Raw genomic sequence first — 19,468 nt, 5'->3', positions numbered from 1 at the left:
GGCAGGAATTTTCCCGCCGGTCGCTCAGCCCGCCTCGGCGACCGTGGCGGGGCGGGTGGCGCTCCGGACGCGGTCCACCAGCTCGGCGAGCGCGAACGGCTTGCCGAGGACGTCGTCGGCACCGGCGCCCAGGCAGGCGGCGACGTGCTCGGGACCGGCGTGGCCGGACGTCACCACCACCGCGCCGGGGAACCCGTCCTCCCGCAGGGACGCGGTGGCCTCGAGGCCGTCCATGTCGGGCAGGCCGCGGTCCATCACGACGACGGCGACGTCGCTGCGACGGACGGCCGCACGCGCACCCGCGCCGGTGTCGACGGTGAGGACGTCGAAGCCGGCCCGTCCGATCGCGAGGGCCATCACCTGTGCGAGGTCGGGCTCGTCCTCGACGATCAGCACGGTGGTGGGCACGGCACCACGGTACAAGTGAAGTACACGGCACACCCACAGAACGGTGAACTTCGTCCACCCGTCGCGGGAGTGCGGCGGCGTCAGCCCGGCGCAGCCTCCGACTGGCAGGCCGGGCTGTAGAGGCGTTCCAGCATCAGGTGGGACGACACCGGCCCGTGCTTGCTGGGGGTGCGGTCGCTCGCCGCTGCCTCCACCAGCACGGCCGCGATGTCCCGCACCTTGCGGTTGGTGTCCTCGGAGAAGGCGCGCAGCAGTGCCCAGGCGGTGTCGGCATCGACGCTGTAGAGCTGCATCAGCACACCCTTCGCCTGCTCGATGGCAGCCCGGTGCGCCACGAAGTCCCCGACCGCGGAGTCGACCTCGGTCTGGACGGCGTCCTGTCGCACGTCGGTGATGTCGACGAGGTGGCCGTGCACGACCGGCGTACCGTCCTCGTCCTCGACGTGACCGGCCGCGAGGACCACGCGTTGGCCTCCCTGCGCGGTGCGGATGCGATGGAGGAAGGAGAACGGCTCACGGCGCTCCACCGCCGCCTCCCGCGACTCCCAGGCGGCCGGGACGTCCTCGGGGTGGACGTGTCGCATGACGAGCGCCGTCGTGGGCACCACGGCACCGGGCTCGAAGCCGTGGATGGAGAACATCGCGTCCGACCAGGTCCACTCGTCGCTGTCGGGACGGTAGGTGTAGCGACCGACGAGGGCAGCGCCGGAGGCCGTGAAGCCGTCTCCTGCCGACCGTTCCATAGGGGAATCCTGCACACCCGACGGCGGCTCGTTCAAGGAAAAGTTCCGACAGCTCAGGCGGGGTCGGTGACGTCCGCGACGCGAGCGTCGAGGTGGGCGACGACGTCGTCCCCGGCGAGCGTCGCGGCGACTCCGTGTGCCCCGCCGCCGATCGAGATCGTCCGCCCGAGGATGCGCTCGTCGGCGACGACGGGGAGCGTGGTCCGCGAGCCGAAGGGCGTGATGGTGCCGCGCTCGTAGCCGGTCACCTCGCGAGCGGCGTCGGCAGCGGGCATCGAGATGCGATTGACCCCGAGGAGAGCGCGGAGCCTGGGCCACGAGATCTCCCGGTCGCCCGGCACGAGGACGAAGAGGTGGTCGCCCTCCCCACGGCGCACGACGATCGTCTTCACGATCGCCGACGGCTCGACACCGCGCGCGGCGGCCGCCTCGGCGAGCGAGCCCACGCGCCCGTGACGGGTCACCTCGTGCGGGATGCCCGACGCGGCCAGGGCCCGGAGCGCGGGGTTGTCGTCGTCCACCCGACGAGCGTACGACGATGGCCACGGGCCGGAGACGACGATCGGGCCGGTCCGCGGAGGACCGGCCCGATCGGGTGGCGGTGACGGAGGGATTTGAACCCTCGGTGGACTTGCGCCCACAAACGCTTTCGAGGCGTTCTCCTTAGGCCGCTCGGACACGTCACCGCGCCGAACGTTACTAGAGGGCACGCGCGAGCCGGAAACCGGCGGCGGTCCAGCTCTGTGGCGCAGCCATGGCCAGCAGCGGCGTACAACGGTAACTTCGGCGCACGCCCGTGCTCGCGCCGAGCCGGGGCGGGAAGGAGGGACCGTGACCGCCGTCCGTCGCGTGCGGGACCTCGCCCGCGCAGCCCTGCCCCGCAGCGTGGGTGAGCGGCTGCCGGCCGCGCCTCCGCAGGAGGTCACCCAGCTCATCCACGACAAGCGCTTCCAACGCGCGGTCGCCGCTGCGGCCGACGAGCAGGGCCGCGACGAGGAGGAGGTCTGGTCGGAGGTCAAGGGCTACCTCCACGAGATGGCCGCGGCCCACGACGACCGCACGTCCCAGGGGTGGGCCCGTCTCGGCGACTGGTTCCTGAGGGCGTACGACGTCCTGGTCGACGAGGACGACATGCAGGAGCTGCGGCGCCTCGACCGGACGCACAGCCTCGCGCTGGCGTTCAGCCACCGGTCCTACCTCGACGGCATGGTCATCCCGAACGCCCTGTCGTCGCGTCGCTTCTCACCGACCTACACCTTCGGCGGCGCCAACCTGAACCTCCCGGTGATCGGCACGGTGGCCAGCCGCACCGGTCTCATCTTCATCCGGCGCTCGACCCAGGAGATCCCGGTCTACCGCCTCGCGCTGCGCTCCTACATCCGGCAGATGGTCACCAACAAGCGCAACCTCGCCTGGTCGATCGAGGGCGGCCGCACCCGCACCGGCAAGCTGCGCCCGCCGGTCCACGGCATCCTCAAGTACCTCACCGACGCCGTCGAGGACCACGACGCGGGCGACTCGCTCGACCACGACGCACCCGACGTCCGGGTGGTGCCCCTCTCGGTGGTCTACGACCAGCTCCACGAGGTGTCGCTGATGACCGAGGAGGCGCGCGGGGCCAACAAGACGCCGGAGGACTGGCGCTGGCTGGTGCGCTTCGCCCGGCTGCAGCGCAACCGGCTCGGCCGCGCCTACTTGACGGTCGGTGAGCCGTTCTCGCTGCGCGAGCGGATGGCCGAGCTCGCGGCCGAGGGCGTGACGGGCCACCAGGCGGTCGAGCGGGTGGCGCTCGACATCTCGCACCGGATCAACCGGGCGACCCCGGTCACCACCACTGCGATCGTCTCGCTCGCCCTCCTCGGTGCCGATCGGGCGCTGACGGTCGACGAGGTCCTCGACACGGTCGAGCCGCTCGCCGCGTACATCGACGCGCGGCAGTGGCCCGTCGCCGGTGCCGCCGACCTCCGCGACCGCGCGACGATCCGTCGGGCGCTGGCCGAGCTGACCCGCAGCGGCGTGCTGACGGCGTACGACCGGGGCACCGAGCCGGTCTGGAAGATCGGCGACGACCAGCACCTGGTCGCCGCGTTCTACCGCAACACCGTCATCCACATCCTCGTCGAGCGCGCCATCGGCGAGCTCGCCCTGCTCACCGTCAGCGAGCTCGAGCCGGGCGCGGAGCTGCCGGCGGGTGGCGAGCTGCAGGTCGGGTGGGAGGAGGCGAAGCGGATGCGCGACCTGCTCAAGTTCGAGTTCTTCTTCCCCTCCCGCGCTGGCTTCGAGGACGACCTGCGCACCGAGCTGCGGCTGCTCGTCGGCGAGGGCGTGAGCGAGATGACGCCGCAGAAGGCGCGCGAGCTGCTCGTCGGTGCCCGCCCGCACCTCGCCCACCTCGTGCTGCGGCCGTTCCTCGACGCCTACCTCGTGGTCGCCGACCGGCTGGCCGACCGCGGCGACGGCCCGGTCGACGAGGCCGACCTGCTCGCCGACTCGCTGGCCGTGGGCCAGCAGTGGGCGCTCCAGCGGCGGGTCGCGAGCGAGGAGTCGGTGTCGCTCGAGCTGTTCCGCACCGCCCTCGCCCTCGCCCGCCACAAGGGCCTCCTCGAGGGCGGTGAGGGCGTCGGGTCGGCGCGCGAGGCGTTCGCGGCCGAGCTGCGCGACTCCGTGCGGCGGGTCAACATCATCGGCGAGATCGCCGGTGAGCCGGTGCAGGTCGTCCAGCCGCCGGCACCGCAGCCCCAGCCGTCGAGGCGGGAGAACGCGTGAGCGGGCTCTCGACCGCGGTGACCGAGGCCATCGAGGCGATCGAGGCCGGACCGCAGGGGCCGTCGGTCGCGGCGTTCTTCGACCTCGACGGCACCCTCGTCGCCGGCTACACCGCCGCCACCTTCTACGGCGACCGGCTCAAGGGCCGCGACGTCTCGCCGGCGGAGTTCCTGCGCACCGTCGTGACGGCCGTCGACGGCGAGCTCGGCGGCGATCCGACCCGCATCGCCCACGTCGCCTTCTCGGCCATGCGCGGCGAGTCGGAGGAGGCCTTCGCCGACCTCGGCGAGCGGCTCTTCCGGTCCAAGATCGCCGGCACCATCCGTCGCGAGTCACGCGCGCTGGTCATGGCCCACCAGCGCGCCGGCCACACCGTCGCCGTCGCGTCGGCCGCCACGAAGTACCAGATCGCGCCCGTCGCCCGCGACCTCGGCGTCGAGCACCTCGTCTGCACCCGGCTGGTCGTCGAGGACGGCCAGTTCACCGGCGCCACCGACGGGCCGATGCTGTGGGGGCGGCACAAGGCGAGCGGGGTCCGGGCGTTTGCCCGCGAGCACGGGGTCGACCTCGCGCAGTCCTACGCCTACGGCAACGGCTACGAGGACGTCGCCTTCCTGTCCTCCGTGGGGCACCCCACCGCCCTCAACCCGCACCGCGACCTGCGTGCTGCCGCCGCCCGCCTCGGCTGGCCCGTGCTCGACCTCAGCGACCCGGTCGGCGGCTCGCTGCTCGCCGCGGGTCGTACGGCGGTCGCGCTCGCCGGCATGAACGCCGGTGTCGGCCTCGGCCTGGCCTACGGGCTCGCGCGCGGCGACCTGCACGAGGGCCGCAACGCCGCGATCCGCCTCGCCACCCACCTGCCCATGGCGCTGGCGGGCGTCTCGATGAACGTGCTCCACCAGGAGCGACTCTGGACCCACCGTCCGGCGATCTTCGTCGCCAACCACCAGAGCGCCCTCGACATCCCCGTCCTCGGCCGGCTGCTCGAGCGCGACTTCACCATCGTCGCGAAGAAGGAGGCGCGCTGGGACCCCCGTGCCGTGGTCGGCTCGGTCGTCATCGACCCGGCCTGGATCGACCGCTCCGACTCCCACTCCGCCCGCGCGACGCTCGACGGCGTCGTCGACCGCATCCGCTCCGGCACGTCGCTGATGATCTTCCCGGAGGGGACCCGCTCGGCGACGCCGGTGCTGGGCCCGTTCCGCAAGGGCGCGTTCCACCTCGCGGCACAGGCCGGCGTGCCGGTCGTACCGGTCGTGCTCCGCAACACCGGCGAGCTGATGCGGCGCAGCTCGCTGGTGCTCAACCCCGGCGTCGTGGACGTGTGCGTGCTGGAGCCCGAGACCGACTGGAGCGTGGACGACATGAGCGAGCGCATCGCGGCGCTGCGCACGAAGTTCGAGCAGACCCTCGCGAGGTGGCCGGCATGAACGACGTCGCCGACGAGGACGTCGAGCGCTGGGTGGCGGCGGCCGGGTGGTCGGCCGCGCCCGAGCTCACACCGATGCAGACGCTGCTGTGGCGCGCCGAGCGCCACCCGGTGCAGTCGTCGACGTCGACGGTCGTGATCGACCTCGACCGGGCGCCCGACTGGGACCGCTTCGTCGCCGCGACCGACTGGGGCACCCGGCTCGTACGCCGCCTGCGCCAGCGCGTCGTCGAGCCGGTCGTGCCGACGGCCGCACCGACCTGGGCCGACGACCCGACGTTCGACCTCGCCTACCACCTGCGCCGCGAGCGGGTCGCCGACCGCGAGGAGATGCTCGTCCACGCGGCCCAGATCGCGCTGCGCCCCTTCGACCGCACCCGACCGCTGTGGGAGGGCGTGCTCTACGAGGGCATGCCGGACGGGGCGGCCTACGTCCTCAAGATCCACCACGCGCTCGCCGACCCCCTCGGCACGGTCCAGCTGCTGTCGATGCTCCAGTCGGGCCGGCGCGCCCACACGCCGCGCAAGCCGCTCGGCGACGAGGCCGTGGCGCCGGTGGAGCCCCACCCGGTCGACCTCGCCGTCACCGGCCTGCGCACCGACGTCGCCTCGCTGCCCGAGACGGCGCTCGCGACCGCGCGCCGCCTCGGGCGTGCGGCGGCGCGGCCGCAGGTGGTCGTGGCCTCGACCCTGCGCTACGGCGCGTCCGTGCGCCGGCTGCTCACGCAGGCCGCGCCACCCTCGCCGGAGCTGTCCCCGCGCACCGGTCGCATGTGGACGTTCCTCACCCTCGACGCCCCCCTCGAGCCCCTCCGCTCGGTCGCCCGGCTCGGCGGAGGCACCCTCGACGACGCCGCGGTGGCGCTGGTGCTCGGCGGGCTGCGGCGCTACCACGCCCGCCGCGACAGCCCGGTCACGGAGATCCCCGTCGGGGTGCGCGTCTCGCTCGACCGCGCCGACGACCTCGGCAACCGCTTCGCCGGGGCGCTGATCTCCGGGCCGATGTCCATCGAGGACCCCGTCGACCGGGTCGCGGCCGTCCGGGGGGAGGTGCTGTCGCTCCACACCGAGCGCGCCCTCGAGGTGCTGGACGCGGCGGCCCCCCTGCTCAACCGGATGCCGTCCGTCGTCGCGGCGTCGGCCCTGCGCACGGCCGAGGCGCCCGACGCCTTCGTCCTCACCCTCCCCGGGCCACCGCGCCGGCGCTACATGGCCGGCGCCGAGGTGCAGGGGATGTACGTCCTCGGGCCGCTGCCGGGCGCCGCGCTCACCGTCTGCCTGGTCACCTGCGGCGACACCGCCTGCGTCGGCGTGAACGTCGACGCGAGCGCGGTCGCCGACCTGGCGGGTCTGGCCGAGTGCTTCGCCGAGGAGGTCGCGGCCTTCTCGGCCTGATCCCGCCCGGGTCGGCGTCAGTCGGTCGGGCCGATGTAGCAGAGCATCCGGTAGTCGACCCCGTCCTCGATGTTGACGAAGCCGTGCCGCTCGTAGAAGCGGCGGGTGTCGACGTCGACCTCGTCGACGTTGATGTGCATCTCCGGCGACCCGAGCTCGCGGGCGAGGCGACGGCACAGGTCGAGGACCTGGCTGCCGATCCCGCCGGAGCGGAGGGACGGCACGACGTAGAGCTCCTCGAGCTGGGCGACCGGGCCGTCGAACCAGATCGCCGGGCGGAGGCTCACCAGGGCGAACCCGACCGGGTCGCCGCCGTCCTCGGCGAGGACCGCGACGATCTCGGGCAGCGCCAGGAGGCGGGCGAACCGCTCGGCCAGCACGTCGGCGTCGTCGGTCTCGGTCTCGAACTCGGTGTTGAAGTCCCACAGCATCCGGCCCAGCACGGGCGCGTCCGCGGTGGTGGCGCGACGGACGGTGGTCACCGGAGGCCGGCGGAGCGGTGAGCGGCGAAGAAGCCGTCGAGGAGGGCGGTGGACTCGGTGGCCAGCACCCCGGCGACGACCTCGGGACGATGGTTGAGCCGACGGTCGCGCACGACGTCCCACAGCGAGCCGACGGCGCCCAGCTTGTCGTCGTACGCCCCGAAGACGAGGCGGTCGACGCGGGACAGCACCACCGCGCCGGCGCACATCGTGCAGGGCTCGAGCGTGACCACGAGGGTGCAGCCCGAGAGCCGCCACTCGCCGCGGGCGGCGGCCGCGGCGCGGAGGGCGACGACCTCGGCGTGGCCCGTGGGGTCGTGGTGGGCCTCGCGGGTGTTGCGACCCGTGCCGATGACGGTGCCCGAGGCGTCGAGGACGACGGCGCCGACCGGTACGTCGTCCCCCTCCAGCGCAGCCTTCGCCTCGGTCAGGGCCAGGCGCATCGCGTCGTCCCAGGGTCCCGGGGTGGTCATGCCGAGGTGAGGCCGACCGCGTCGTCGAAGAGCTCGCCGAACCCGAGACGGCGGGCGATCTCGGAGAGCATCTCGTCAGGGTAGAGCTCGACGTCGTCGAGGAGGGCGCCGAGGTCGATGGCGTGGAGCCCGAGGTCCTCGAGCAGGCCGAGGTCGCCGGCCGGCACCTCGACGTCGTCGTCCTCCGGCGGCGGCAGTCCCAGGAAGTCGATGACGGACTGGGCGAGCTCCCACTCGTCGGCGGCCGTGACGTCGGAGAGCAGCACGCGCGTGCTGGGGCCGGCGACCCGGACGACCACGAAGAAGTCCTCGTCGACGGCGACCATGGCCACCGCACCGTCGTCGCGCGCGACCTGGCGGAGCGCGTGGCTGAGGGAGTCGACGGAGTCGAACGCGGGCGCGGCGATCTCCTGCACCTGCCACGTCCCGTCCACGCGGAACGCAGCCAGGGCGAAGTCGACCTCGCCGGTCTGCTCGGACATCCCCACACCTCCTCCTCCAATGTCGCAGAAAGGATGGTGAGCGCCAACCCTCTCCGGTGTCTCGATCGGCGAGCGGCATCCCCACTAGGGTGAGCGCCATGCGCCTGCACGTGGTGAACCACCCGCTCGTCTCCCACAAGCTCACCGTCCTGCGTGACGAGTACACGGACTCGCCGACGTTCCGTCGGCTGACCGACGAGCTGGTGACCCTCCTGGCCTACGAGGCCACGCGGGAGGTGCGCGTCGACCCGCGGCCGATCACCACGCCCGTCGGCCCGACGACCGGCGTCTACCTCGCCCAGCCGAAGCCGATGGTCGTCCCGATCCTCCGTGCCGGGCTCGGCATGCTCGACGGCATGATGCGGTTGCTGCCGACGGCCGAGGTCGGCTTCCTCGGCATGGTCCGCAACGAGGAGACCCTCGAGGCGTCGACCTACGCCGAGCGCCTGCCCGAGGACCTCTCCGGCCGCCAGTGCTACGTGCTCGACCCGATGCTCGCGACCGGCGGCACCCTCGCCGCGGCCGTCCGCTTCCTCACCGACCGGGGCGCCGACGACATCACCGCGATCTGCCTCCTCGCCGCCCCCGAGGGCGTCGACAACCTCGAGAAGGGCCTCGCGGGCCTCGACGTGCCGGTGACCGTCGTGACCGCGGCGCTCGACGAGAAGCTCAACGACAAGGGCTACATCGTCCCCGGCCTCGGCGACGCCGGCGACCGGCTCTACGGCGTCGCCCACTGATCCACCCGTGCGGGGGCGGGAGGCATCTCCGCCCGGCTCATCCACAGCCCGAGGTCGAGTGCGCAGCCCCGTGGCGACTGCCACCGCGAGCGCACTCGACTCGGGTCGGTGATGTGGTCCACGCCACATGAGACGGCGGTGTGGGCGACGCGATTTCGGTACGTTGTGCGCGGCCCGACGACGCGGCCCGACCAACCAGCCGCCCGTCCAGCCACGTCCCGCCACGTCCAGGAGGCAGCAGTGCGCATCGGCATCCCCCGCGAGTCCCGGCCCGGCGAGACACTGGTCGCCGCCACCGCGAAGACGGCCTCCCAGCTCGCCGCGCTGGGGTACGACGTCGTGGTGGAGCAGGGCGCGGGCGAGGCGGCCGACCAACCCGACGTCGCCTTCACCAGCGCCGGCGTGAAGGTCGTGCCGGCCGACGAGGTGTGGTCGAGCGACGTCGTGGTCAAGGTGAACGCCCCGACGGACGACGAGGTCGGCCGACTGCGGCGCGGTGCCACGGTCATCAGCCTGATGGCACCGGCCCGCAGCCCCGAGCTGGTCGAGCGGCTCGCCGCGGCCGGGGTCACCGCGCTCGCGATGGACGCCGTGCCGCGGATCTCGCGCGCCCAGTCGATGGACGTGCTGTCGTCGATGGCCAACGTCGCGGGCTACCGCGGGGTGATCGAGGCGGCCCATGAGTTCGGCCGGCTCTTCACCGGCCAGGTCACGGCCGCGGGCAAGGTGCCCCCCGCCCGCGTCTTCGTCGTCGGGGCCGGCGTCGCCGGCCTCGCCGCCATCGGCGCGGCGGGCTCGCTGGGCGCGATCGTGCGCGCCTTCGACGTACGCCCCGAGGTCGCCGAGCAGGTTGAGTCGATGGGCGCGGAGTTCGTCACGGTCGACATGGAGCAGGAGGTCTCCTCCGACGGCTACGCCAAGGAGATGACCGCCGAGCAGGAGGCCGCCACCGCCGCGATGTACGACGAGGAGGCGCGCGCCGCCGACATCGTCATCACCACCGCGCTCATCCCCGGCCGGCCCGCGCCGCTGCTCGTCACCGCCGAGACGGTCGCGGCGATGCGCCCGGGTTCGGTCGTGGTGGACATGGCCGCCGCCAACGGTGGCAACGTCGCGGCGACCGTCAAGGACGAAAAGGTGGTGACGGCCAACGGCGTCACCGTCCTCGGCTACACCGACCTCGCGGGGCGCCTCGCCGCACAGACCAGCCAGCTCTACGGCACCAACGTCGTGAACCTGCTCAAGCTCCTCACGCCCGCCAAGGACGGCGTCCTCACCCTCGACATGGACGACGTCGTCCAGCGAGGGATCACCGTGACCCGCGACGGGGCGACCATGTGGCCGCCGCCGCCCGTGCAGGTCTCGGCAGCACCGGCGGAGGCGACGCAGGTGCTGCCCGTCGAGAAGGAGCCGTCCGCACCTCCGGACCCGCGCCGCAGGCTGTACGCCGCCGGGCTGGCCGCCGTGGTGTTCCTCGCCCTCGCGACCCTGGCGCCGCCGAGCTTCCTGCCGAGCCTCACCGTCTTCGTGCTCGCGGTCGTGATCGGCTTCTACGTCATCGGAAACGTGCACCACGCGCTGCACACCCCGCTGATGAGCGTCACCAACGCCATCAGCGGGATCATCGTGGTCGGCGCGATCCTGCAGGCCCCGATCGACAACGTCGCGGTCCAGGTGATCGCCGGCGTGGCCATCCTGCTCGCCAGCATCAACGTCTTCGGTGGCTTCCTCGTCACCCGGCGGATGCTCAACATGTTCCAGAAGGGCTGAGCCAGTGGTCTCGTTCGTCGCCGGCGCCTACATCCTCTCGGCGCTCCTGTTCATCCTCGCGCTCGCCGGGCTGTCCAAGCACGAGACGGCCCGCCGTGGCAACGCGTTCGGCATGGCCGGCATGGGCCTCGCCCTCGTCGCCACCCTGCTGCTCGTCCTCGACTACCTCACCGACGACCTGGTCGTCGACAAGACGCCGGTCGTGGTGGGGCTCGTCATCATCCTGGTCGCCGGAACGGTCGGCGCGTCCATCGGCATCCGGTTGGCCCGCGGAGTCGAGATGACCGGGATGCCCGAGCTGATCGCGATGATGCACAGCTTCGTCGGCCTCGCGGCCGTGCTGGTCGGCTACAACACCTTCATCGAGGTCGCCGCCGCACACAGCGAGGTGGGGCTGGGGTCCGACGCGGTCCACAACGCGGAGGTCTTCCTCGGCGTCTTCATCGGTGCGGTGACCTTCACCGGGTCGGTGGTGGCCAACCTCAAGCTCAGCGCCCGGATGAAGTCAGCGCCGCTGGTGCTGCCAGGACGCCACCTGCTCAACCTGGCCATCCTGGTGGTGTCGGCGGTGCTGATGGTGTGGTTCATGCTCAGCGACGGCTGGGTCGGCATGGCCCCGCTCGCCGTCATGACCGTGCTCGCCCTCGTCCTCGGCTTCCACCTCGTCGCCGCCATCGGCGGCGGCGACATGCCTGTCGTCGTCTCGATGCTCAACAGCTACTCCGGGTGGGCGGCCGCCGCAGCGGGCTTCATGCTGGGCAACGACCTGCTGATCGTCACCGGCGCCCTCGTCGGCTCGTCGGGTGCGATCCTCAGCTACATCATGTGCCGGGCGATGAACCGCTCGTTCGTGAGCGTCATCGCCGGCGGCTTCGGCTCCGACGGCGCCGTCTCCGGCGAGGCGCGCGACTACGGCGAGCACCGCGAGATCCAGGCCGACGACGTGGCCGACCTGCTCGCCCACGCCTCCTCCGTGGTGATCACCCCCGGCTACGGCATGGCCGTCGCCCAGGCGCAGTACCCCGTCGCGGAGATGACGAAGAAGCTGCGTGAGAGGGGCGTGGACGTCCGCTTCGGCATCCACCCCGTCGCGGGGCGCCTGCCGGGCCACATGAACGTGCTGCTCGCCGAGGCCAAGGTGCCGTACGACATCGTGCTCGAGATGGACGAGATCAACGACGACTTCCCCGACACCGACGTCGTCCTCGTCATCGGCGCCAACGACACGGTCAACCCGGCCGCCCTCGAGGAACCGGGCTCGCCGATCGCCGGGATGCCCGTGCTCGAGGTCTGGAACGCGCGCGAGGTCATCGTCTTCAAGCGGTCGATGGCCACCGGCTACGCCGGCGTTCAGAACCCGCTCTTCTTCAAGGACAACACCCAGATGCTCTTCGGTGACGCCAAGGACAAGGTCAACGAGATCGTCGCCGCCCTCTCGGCCGACGAGCTCGCCCGCCGCTAGCCGGCCCCGGGCGCTCAGCCCTTGGTGCCGCCGGCGGTGAGCCCCGCGACCAGGTGGCGCTGGGCGAAGAAGAAGACGAGCGCCGCGGGGATGAGGATCAGGATCGCGGCCGGTGTCAGCAGCTCCCAGCGCTGGTTGAACTGCGGCACGAACTGCTGGAGACCGGCGCCGAGCGTCAGCTTGTTGTCGGTCTGGATGAAGGCGATCGCGTAGGCGACCTCGCCCCACGCCGTGAGGAAGGTGTAGAACGCCGTGACGGCGATGCCGGGCTTCGCCAGGGGGAGGATCACCCGGTAGAAGGTGGCGAAGGGTCCGAGCCCGTCCAGCGCGGCCGCCTCGTCGAGCTCCTTCGGGATGGTCTCGAAGTAGCCCTTCATCATCCACGCGCAGAACGGCACGGCGGTCGAGCAGTAGGCGATAATCAGGCTGAGCTTGGTGTCGATGAGACCGAGGTTCGCCATGATCGTGTAGATCGGCACGATGAGGATCGCCACCGGGAACATCTGCGTGATGAGGAAGACCCACATCAGCCCGCGCTTGCCCGCGAAGTTGAAGCGCGCGAGCGCGTAGCCGGCGCTGGCCGACATCGTGATGCCGATGACCATGGTGAAACCGGCCACGATCACCGAGTTCAGGAACCAGGTCGGGAAGTTGGTCTCGGTGAGCACCGCTCGGTAGTTGTCCAGCGTCGGGCTGTTGAACAGCTCGATGTTGGAGCGCACGATCTCGGTGCGCGGCTTCAACGAGCTCAGCAGGACCCAGATCACCGGGAAGAGCGCGATGAACACCGCGACGATCAGGGTGCCGTGGAGTGCGACGGAGGCCAGGATGCTGCGCTCGCGACGCCGCGTGACCGGCCCGCGTCGCTCGTCCCGTGGCAGCGCGCCCTCGACATGGGCCGCATCGATGGCCGCGACCGGCAGGATCTCACCCATCAGAACACCTCTCCCTGGGTCTTCATCACTCGGCGGTAGACAGAGGCGAACACGATCAGCAGCGACAGGATGATCACTCCGTAGCTAGCGGCGAGCGAGTAGTTCCGCAACCCCTCGAAGGCGGCCCGGAAGGCGCCGGTCACGAGGATCTCGGACTTGCCGGCCGGCTCGCCACCGGTGACGAAGAAGATGATCGGGAACATGTTGAACGTCCAGATCGTGCCCAGAAGGATGACGGTCGCGGACACCGGGCGCAGGCCCGGCATCGTGATGTGACGGAACCGCTGCCACGCGCTCGCCCCGTCCATCTCGGCGGCCTCGTAGACGTCGCCGTCGATGGACTGCAGGCCACCGAGGATCGCGACCATCATGAAGGGGACGCCGAGCCAGATGTTGGTCACGATCGCGGTGAACAGGGCCGTCCACCGGTGGGCGAACCACTCGACCGGGTCGAGGCCGACGCTGCGGATCACCGCGTTGATCAGGCCGAAGTTCTGGTTGAAGAGGAACCGCCACGCAAAGGCGGAGACGAAGGCAGGGACGGCCCACGGGACGATGAGCAGCACGCGGTAGAGCCCTCGTCCCTTGAACTTCCGGTTGAGCATCACCGCCAGGCCGAGACCGATCGTGTAGTGGAAGAACACGCACGAGACCGTCCACACGATGGTGTTGGTGAACTGCAGCCAGAACTTCCCGGTCTCCCCGGTGAGGATCCGCTTGTAGTTCTCGAGCCCGACGAACTTCTGCTGCTTCGGGTTGGGCCGGCACTCCTCGCCGCCGCCCAGCGTCTTGGTGCAGATCTCCGAGGACTGGTTGGCCTCGTTGAGGTTCGTGAACGACTGGTAGACGCCCTGGACGAGCGGGAACAGGACGAGCACGCCCAGCACCACCACGGTGGGGATGACCATCGCCCAGGCGAACCAGCTGCGGTCGTAGGTCCGTCGCAGTCGGCCGCGGGGCTTGTCGGGCGTCGGTCGCTTCTCGTCGGCCAGCGCGGGCGCGGTGGCGGTCATGGACGCTCCTCGTCGTACGGCGCGTGGCGCCTCACAGCAATGTGGCAGAAGATGAACGCGCCGGGGGCCTTGACCGGTGGTCCGGCCCCCGGCGCGTGGGTGGTGCGTGTGGGTGGTGCTAGTCGGTCGTCACTCGGAGTAGTCCGGGACGACGTCCGACTTGAGGGTGGCAGCCGCCTCGTCGAGCGCCTTCTGCGGGTCGACGCCCTCGACCATCACCTCGGTCGCCATGGTGTCGAGCGGTGCGAAGAACTGGCCACCCTCGGGGATCCACGGACGCGGCTTGGCGGCGTCGAGCGCGCCCTTCCACGCGGTGACCTTGGCGTTGTCACCGATGAGGTCGTAGGCGTCGGCGTTGCCCGGGAGCAGGCCGAGCTCGTCGGCGATGAAGGCCTCGGACTCGGCGGAGCTCATGAACTTCACGAAGGCGATCGCGGCCTCGGCCTTGGCGTCGTCCATGCCGGAGTAGACCACGTAGTTGTGGCCACCGACCGGAGCGCCGGCCTCGGCGGAGCCGGCGGGGACCGCCGAGATGCCGAGGTTCTCGAACCCGCCGAACTTCGGGTCGGACTCGATGTTGGCGACCTCCCACGGGCCGTTGACGATCATGCCGACCTTGCCCTCCTTGAAGAGGGTCATCATCGTGCCGTAGGAGTCCGCGGCGTCGGGCTTGGGAGCGGCGCCGCTCTTGACCAGGTCGACCGCGGTCTGGATGCCCGTGACCGCCTCAGGAGAGTTGATCAGGATCTGCTCGGCGTCGGCGTCGACGATGTCGCCACCCTCGCCGTAGATGAAGGGCAGCATGAAGTAGCCGGCGGCGTTGACGTAGATGCCGTCCACCTTCGCCTTCGACTTCAGCGCCTCGGCAGCGGTCTTGACCTCGTCCCACGTGGTCGGCGGGTTCTCCGGGTCGAGACCGGCCTTCTCGAAGAGGGCCTTGTTGTACATCAGGCCGAGGGTGTCGGTGACCTGCGGGACGCCGTAGGTCTTGCCCTCGTAGACGTTGCTCGAGAGCGGGGTCTCGAGGAAGTTGTTGTCGAGCAGCTCGGTGTCGTCCAGCGCGTACAGGTAGCCGAGCGAAGCGAACTCGGGCACCCAGGCGACCTCGGCGCGCAGGATGTCCGGGGCACCCTTCCCGGCCTTGGCCGCGGTCTTGAAGTCGTTCTGGGCACTACCGAAGTCGACCGACTGGTAGTTGATCTTGACGTCCGGGTACTCCTCGTTGAACTTCTCGATGAGCTGCTTGAACGCCGGCCCCTCGTTGGTCGGGTCGGAGGTGTCCCACCAGGTGAGCTCGGCGCTGAGGTCGCCCGAGCTGGTGCTGTCGCTCTCGCTGTCCGTGCTGCTGTCCGAGTCCCCGCCGTCGCTACCGCACGCTGCGAGCGTGAGGGCGAGGGCGGCGACGGCGATCCCGGCGGAGCCGGCCTTGAATCGGCGCATCGATGTACTCCCATGAAAAGCGCGCCCGGGGGAGGGCGCTTGTGATGACGGTCACCGGAGGCTAGCAAGAACATGCAGGATCTGAAAGACCTTGCAACGTAATTGAAAGGCTGCTTACATTCCGGCATGGCCACGCTGTCCCAGATCGCCCTCGAGGCAGGTGTCAGCGAGGCGACCGTGAGTCGCGTCCTCAACAGCAAGCCGGGCGTCAGCGAGGGCACCCGGCAGTCGGTCATCACCGCGCTCGACGTCCTGGGCTACGAGCGGCCGACGCACCTGCGGCAGCGCAGTGCGGGCCTCGTGGGCCTCGTGGTGCCGGAGCTGGAGAACCCGATCTTCCCGGCGTTCGCGCAGGTCATCGAGGACGCGCTGGCGCGCCGCAGGTTCACCCCGGTGCTGTGCACCCAGTCGCCCGGCAGCCTGTCGGAGGACGAGTACGTCGAGTCGCTCCTCGACCACGGCGTCGCGGGGATCATCTTCGTCTCCGGCAAGCACGCCGACACCCGGGCCGACCACGAGCGCTACCACATGCTGCTCGACCGCGGACTTCCCGTGGTCTTCGTCAACGGCTACGTCGCCGGCATCCCGGCGCCGTTCGTGTCGGCCGACGACCGGGTCGCGATGGACATCGCCGTGGCCCACCTCGCCCACCTCGGTCACCGGCGCATCGGCCTGGCGATCGGCCCGTCGCGGTTCATGCCCTCGGCCCGCAAGCACGAGGGCTTCGTCGCCGCGCTGGAGTCCCTCCTGGGCCTGCCCGCGAAGGAGGCTCGCTCGTGGATCGCCGAGACCATCTTCTCCGTCGAGGGGGGCGCAGCCGCCACGGAGCAGCTGCTCGAGCAGGGCGCCACGGCCGTCGTCTGTGGGTCCGACATGATGGCGATCGGCGCCATCCGGGCCGCGCGGGCCGCCGGCCTCGACGTCCCCCACGACGTCTCGGTCGTCGGCTTCGACGACTCCCCGCTCGTGGCCTTCCTGGACCCGCCGCTCACCACGGTCCGCCAGCCGGTCGCCCAGATGGGTGCCACGGCCGTCGCGGCGCTCGCGGACGCCATCTCTGGCGACCCCGTCGCGTCGCGCGAGTACCTCTTCGCCCCCGAACTGGTGCTGCGGGGCTCGACCGGGCCCGCCGTTTCGCGGGGTTGATTGCTGAGTGGGCCCCTGGCGCTTGGCGTGCTCGGAACCTTCGGTCACCCTGCGAGGTTGATCCCTCCAGGGGAATGTGGCCCTCTCCGCCCGGGTGGGCGTGTCGTGAAAGGCGCTGCGAACCGCCGCTACCGTCCGGGGAGCGACATCGCGCTGCGTAGCGTTGGAGGCGCGACGTTGCGCCGCTAGTAGGCCGTCCGGTCCTTCCGGAGCAGTCGCCCGTCACGGAAGGTCACCTCGCAGTACTGCACTGTTCCACTTGAGGTGGAGACCTTCCCGTATCGCCGAGACTCGAATCTCGAGTAGCGGTCAGTACGTCTGCCGCGCCCGTCGAGAATTTTGGCCACTCTGGCGAGCGTCATCCTCTTTTTCAGCGATTGAAATTCCTCGACGCTGCAATACGAAGGGTCTTTGGCGGCCATCGTTGGCGTGATGACCACGTCCACTGGCTCCCACGATCCCTTGTACCGTGCCTTGAACGGACCGATCTGCGTGGCGCCGGTCGCACTGTTGTAGCCGTAGTCGGTGTCGAACACGAAGAAGACGGACGAATCGGGCGACCGAACTCCGTTCGGGTCACACTGCGCGAAATTCGCGTCGAACTCCTGCGTGCCGTCGCTGTTGTAGGTGACCCCCGCCTGCTCAACCGGGGCGCCAGCGAAGCTAACGATCTGATCGTAGGTGGTGCCAGGACCGCCATACACGGGTGCTATCTGAGACCACTCTGCCAGCGACAAGCAGTCAGATGAGTTTGCGGCACTCGCTGAGCTGACCGTGAGGCCCGTCCCGAGCCCTCCGAGGGCGGTGGCAACCGCTATGGCGAGTAGGGACCTAACTCGTCGCATCTCGGAGTCCTTAAAGTCCTGGGCGGCTGGGCTATGACGCCGCACCCTCACAAGTATCAGGTACTCACCGGGGCCGCGAGCGGTTCAGCGCAATCGAGGCAAACTTGACCGGTTCCTGTTAGCCCTCCTGGCTCGGCATCTAATAACCGCGTTGCGGGCTGCGGTGGGTCGAGTCCCCGCTACTTCTGGACGATTGTGATCCTGGGGTCACCGGAGTGCCACTTATCCGACGGGTTCATCGAGAACCCCTCGATGTAGGTCGAGCCGCCCTCGACGCGACTTGCCTCGAAGACGTAGGCCACCGCCCTGGCCAGCGCCCGCGCATCAACAACGTTTCCGCCGAACTCAATCGCAATCTTCTTCATGGTGATTTTCTACCCGAGGCGACCTCGAAGTGCCTCGGGAAGAGCGGCACACCGCCGAAACGAACGTTCGAACACCCTTGCGAATAGACCACCGAAGCGGGTAACCTGATCGCACGCCTCAGACAGTCCATCGTTCTAGGGTCGGCGACCCGGACGGTGGCTGGGTGGGCGAGTTGCGAGGGACGTAAGTGTCCGGCTGGGCCGGCCTCCAGGAGCGACGACCGTCAATGAGTTGCGCGTGCGCAACGACGTCGTCGAGAGGAGGCCGCAGATGTCCCATCCGATCCTGGCTGCGGCCACGGCGATGGACGTCGTGCTGAAGGACGTCGCGGATGCCAACCCGCTCTTCATGTCGGCCGCTGAGAAGGCGGATGCGCTGCGCGAGCTGGCGCGCGTCGAGTCGCGGGTGGCCGAGCTGCGGATGCGCGTGCTCGTCGAGGCCGGTGACGTCGCGACCGAGGTCGGGGCGCGCGACGCGGCCGGCTGGTACGCCGACGCCACCCACACGCGGTTCGAGGACGCGCGCGCCGACCTCCGGCTCGCGACCGCGCTCGACCGGCGGTGGAGCGTTGTCGGGGCCGCCCTCCGCGAGGGCCGGGTCAACACCGCCCAGGCGCGTGTGATCGTCCGATCGCTCGAGGACCTGCCCGACTCCGTGCCGGGCGAGCTGCTGGAGCAGGCCGAGGCCCTGCTGGTCGAGCACGCTCGGCGGCTGGCCCCGAAGCAGCTGGCGCAGGTCGGGCGCCACGTCCTCGAAGTCGTGGCACCCGAGGTGGTGGACGAGGTCGAGAGCAAGCGCCTGGCCGCCTTGGAGGCAGAGGGTCGCCGCCGCACCAGGCTGGTGCTCCGTCGCCTCGGCGACGGCACCACGCGGGTCTCGGGCCGTCTGCCCGACGCGGTCGCCACGCGCTTTGCCACCTACCTCGAGGCCTACGCCAACCCGCGGCGCGACGCGGGCTCGACCGCCCTCGGCGAGCCGGCCGGGACGCTTCTCGACCCGGTTCCGCGGCTGCCCTACCCCCGCCGTCTCGGTGAGGCCTTCTGCCAGCTGCTCGAGTGCCTCGACCCGCGGCGCCTGCCCGTCCACGGCGGCGACGCGACCACCGTGGTGGTGACCATCTCGCTCGAGACGCTGGTGTCCGAGCTCGGTGCGGCGGACGTCCTCGGGGCGGGCACGGTGCCGGCCGACCCGCACGGCGACCCGTGCGCCGGCGAGCGGATCACCGCTGGGGAGGCGCGCCGGCTCGCGTGCAACGCACGGATCCTGCCCGCCGTGCTCGGCGGCAGGTCCGAGATCCTCGACCTCGGGCGCGCCCAGCGACTGTTCAGCGCTGCCCAGCGGCGGGCTCTCTTGCTGCGCGACAGGACCTGCCGTGGGGTGGGGTGTGACGTTCCGGGCACCTGGGCCGAGGCCCACCACTGGCTGCCGTGGCTCCAGGGCGGTCTGACCGACGTCGACAACGCCGTGCTGCTCTGCGCCCACCATCACCACCGGGCCCACGACGCCGACTACGTCGCCGAGCGCCTGCCGAGCGGCGACGTGAGGTTCCACCGACGCAGATAGGGCGCCGAGG

Annotated in this window: 19 protein-coding genes and 1 tRNA gene; 8 read left to right on the top strand and 12 right to left on the bottom strand. The window is 70.8% G+C overall.

The window, feature by feature from the left end; all coding sequences use genetic code 11:
- Nucleotides 1–24: 24 nt before the first annotated feature.
- From NYO98_RS17135 to NYO98_RS17120, 4 genes are all read right to left on the bottom strand, one after another.
- Entirely contained in the window at nt 25–408 is a 384-nt protein-coding gene (locus NYO98_RS17135) for a response regulator transcription factor (protein ID WP_268112960.1), read from the bottom strand.
- Nucleotides 409–488: 80 nt separating this feature from the next.
- A complete protein-coding gene (locus NYO98_RS17130; protein WP_268112959.1) occupies nt 489–1,151 on the bottom strand; it encodes a PAS and ANTAR domain-containing protein in 663 nt (220 codons plus the stop codon).
- Between the two features lie 53 nt (nt 1,152–1,204).
- Nucleotides 1,205–1,672: an aminoacyl-tRNA deacylase gene (locus NYO98_RS17125; protein ID WP_268112958.1), complete on the bottom strand. Its 468-nt coding sequence runs from the start codon at nt 1,670–1,672 to the stop codon at nt 1,205–1,207.
- Between the two features lie 75 nt (nt 1,673–1,747).
- Nucleotides 1,748–1,837 (bottom strand) — tRNA-Ser (locus NYO98_RS17120).
- Between the two features lie 145 nt (nt 1,838–1,982).
- On the opposite strand from NYO98_RS17120, the gene NYO98_RS17115 reads away from it, so the two are divergent.
- Genes NYO98_RS17115 through NYO98_RS17105 form a run of 3 tightly spaced genes read left to right on the top strand, consistent with a single transcriptional unit; the run spans nt 1,983 to nt 6,741 of the window.
- A complete protein-coding gene (locus NYO98_RS17115) occupies nt 1,983–3,917 on the top strand; it encodes a lysophospholipid acyltransferase (protein ID WP_268112957.1) in 1,935 nt (644 codons plus the stop codon).
- Entirely contained in the window at nt 3,914–5,347 is a 1,434-nt protein-coding gene (locus NYO98_RS17110; RefSeq protein WP_268112956.1) for an HAD-IB family hydrolase, read from the top strand. The genes NYO98_RS17115 and NYO98_RS17110 overlap by 4 nt, the downstream gene beginning before the upstream one ends.
- On the top strand, nt 5,344–6,741 hold the full coding sequence (locus NYO98_RS17105) for a wax ester/triacylglycerol synthase domain-containing protein (protein WP_268112955.1): 1,398 nt from the start codon (nt 5,344–5,346) through the stop codon (nt 6,739–6,741). The genes NYO98_RS17110 and NYO98_RS17105 overlap by 4 nt, the downstream gene beginning before the upstream one ends.
- Before the next feature lie 17 nt (nt 6,742–6,758).
- Here NYO98_RS17105 and NYO98_RS17100 read toward each other — a convergent pair whose 3' ends face one another.
- Genes NYO98_RS17100 through NYO98_RS17090 form a run of 3 tightly spaced genes read right to left on the bottom strand, consistent with a single transcriptional unit; the run spans nt 6,759 to nt 8,178 of the window.
- Nucleotides 6,759–7,172: a GNAT family N-acetyltransferase gene (locus NYO98_RS17100; protein ID WP_407673956.1), complete on the bottom strand. Its 414-nt coding sequence runs from the start codon at nt 7,170–7,172 to the stop codon at nt 6,759–6,761.
- A gap of 47 nt (nt 7,173–7,219) precedes the next feature.
- A complete protein-coding gene (tadA, locus tag NYO98_RS17095; protein WP_268113541.1) occupies nt 7,220–7,666 on the bottom strand; it encodes a tRNA adenosine(34) deaminase TadA in 447 nt (148 codons plus the stop codon).
- Between the two features lie 26 nt (nt 7,667–7,692).
- Nucleotides 7,693–8,178: a tRNA adenosine deaminase-associated protein gene (locus NYO98_RS17090; protein WP_268112953.1), complete on the bottom strand. Its 486-nt coding sequence runs from the start codon at nt 8,176–8,178 to the stop codon at nt 7,693–7,695.
- A gap of 98 nt (nt 8,179–8,276) precedes the next feature.
- Between NYO98_RS17090 and upp the strand changes: the two genes are divergently transcribed.
- The 3 genes from upp to pntB all read left to right on the top strand — a co-directional run bounded on the left by upp (nt 8,277) and on the right by pntB (nt 12,150).
- Nucleotides 8,277–8,918, top strand: coding sequence for a uracil phosphoribosyltransferase (upp, locus tag NYO98_RS17085; protein ID WP_268112952.1), 642 nt, complete (start codon nt 8,277–8,279; stop codon nt 8,916–8,918).
- A 240-nt stretch (nt 8,919–9,158) separates the two neighbouring features.
- The gene (locus NYO98_RS17080) at nt 9,159–10,688 is read left to right on the top strand and encodes a Re/Si-specific NAD(P)(+) transhydrogenase subunit alpha (protein WP_268112951.1); all 1,530 of its coding nucleotides are present in this window, start codon (nt 9,159–9,161) and stop codon (nt 10,686–10,688) included.
- Entirely contained in the window at nt 10,639–12,150 is a 1,512-nt protein-coding gene (gene pntB, locus NYO98_RS17075) for a Re/Si-specific NAD(P)(+) transhydrogenase subunit beta (protein WP_407673942.1), read from the top strand. The genes NYO98_RS17080 and pntB overlap by 50 nt, the downstream gene beginning before the upstream one ends.
- 14 nt (nt 12,151–12,164) lie before the next feature.
- Here the strand turns inward: pntB and NYO98_RS17070 are convergent, their stop codons facing one another.
- The 3 genes from NYO98_RS17070 to NYO98_RS17060 form a co-directional block, all read right to left on the bottom strand.
- Entirely contained in the window at nt 12,165–13,085 is a 921-nt protein-coding gene (locus NYO98_RS17070; protein ID WP_268112949.1) for a sugar ABC transporter permease, read from the bottom strand.
- Entirely contained in the window at nt 13,085–14,098 is a 1,014-nt protein-coding gene (locus tag NYO98_RS17065; protein WP_268112948.1) for a carbohydrate ABC transporter permease, read from the bottom strand. The genes NYO98_RS17070 and NYO98_RS17065 overlap by 1 nt, the downstream gene beginning before the upstream one ends.
- Nucleotides 14,099–14,227: 129 nt before the next feature.
- A complete protein-coding gene (locus tag NYO98_RS17060; RefSeq protein WP_268112947.1) occupies nt 14,228–15,538 on the bottom strand; it encodes an extracellular solute-binding protein in 1,311 nt (436 codons plus the stop codon).
- Between the two features lie 126 nt (nt 15,539–15,664).
- Here NYO98_RS17060 and NYO98_RS17055 point away from each other — a divergent pair, with 126 nt between their 5' ends.
- Nucleotides 15,665–16,684, top strand: coding sequence for a LacI family DNA-binding transcriptional regulator (locus NYO98_RS17055; RefSeq protein ID WP_268112946.1), 1,020 nt, complete (start codon nt 15,665–15,667; stop codon nt 16,682–16,684).
- A gap of 185 nt (nt 16,685–16,869) precedes the next feature.
- On the opposite strand, the gene NYO98_RS17050 is transcribed toward NYO98_RS17055, so the two are convergent.
- Nucleotides 16,870–17,421 (bottom strand): hypothetical protein, encoded by a 552-nt coding sequence (locus tag NYO98_RS17050; RefSeq protein ID WP_268112945.1) that lies wholly within the window; start codon nt 17,419–17,421, stop codon nt 16,870–16,872.
- A 287-nt stretch (nt 17,422–17,708) separates the two neighbouring features.
- Nucleotides 17,709–17,894, bottom strand: coding sequence for a hypothetical protein (locus NYO98_RS17045; RefSeq protein ID WP_268112944.1), 186 nt, complete (start codon nt 17,892–17,894; stop codon nt 17,709–17,711).
- 271 nt (nt 17,895–18,165) lie between these two features.
- On the opposite strand from NYO98_RS17045, the gene NYO98_RS17040 reads away from it, so the two are divergent.
- Nucleotides 18,166–19,458 (top strand): HNH endonuclease signature motif containing protein, encoded by a 1,293-nt coding sequence (locus NYO98_RS17040; RefSeq protein ID WP_268112943.1) that lies wholly within the window; start codon nt 18,166–18,168, stop codon nt 19,456–19,458.
- The last annotated feature ends 10 nt before the right edge of the window (nt 19,459–19,468 follow it).

Origin of the sequence: Nocardioides pini (assembly GCF_026712185.1) — a bacterium.
Classification (GTDB): domain Bacteria; phylum Actinomycetota; class Actinomycetes; order Propionibacteriales; family Nocardioidaceae; genus Nocardioides; species Nocardioides pini.
This window is presented reverse-complemented; position numbering and strand designations above follow the sequence as displayed.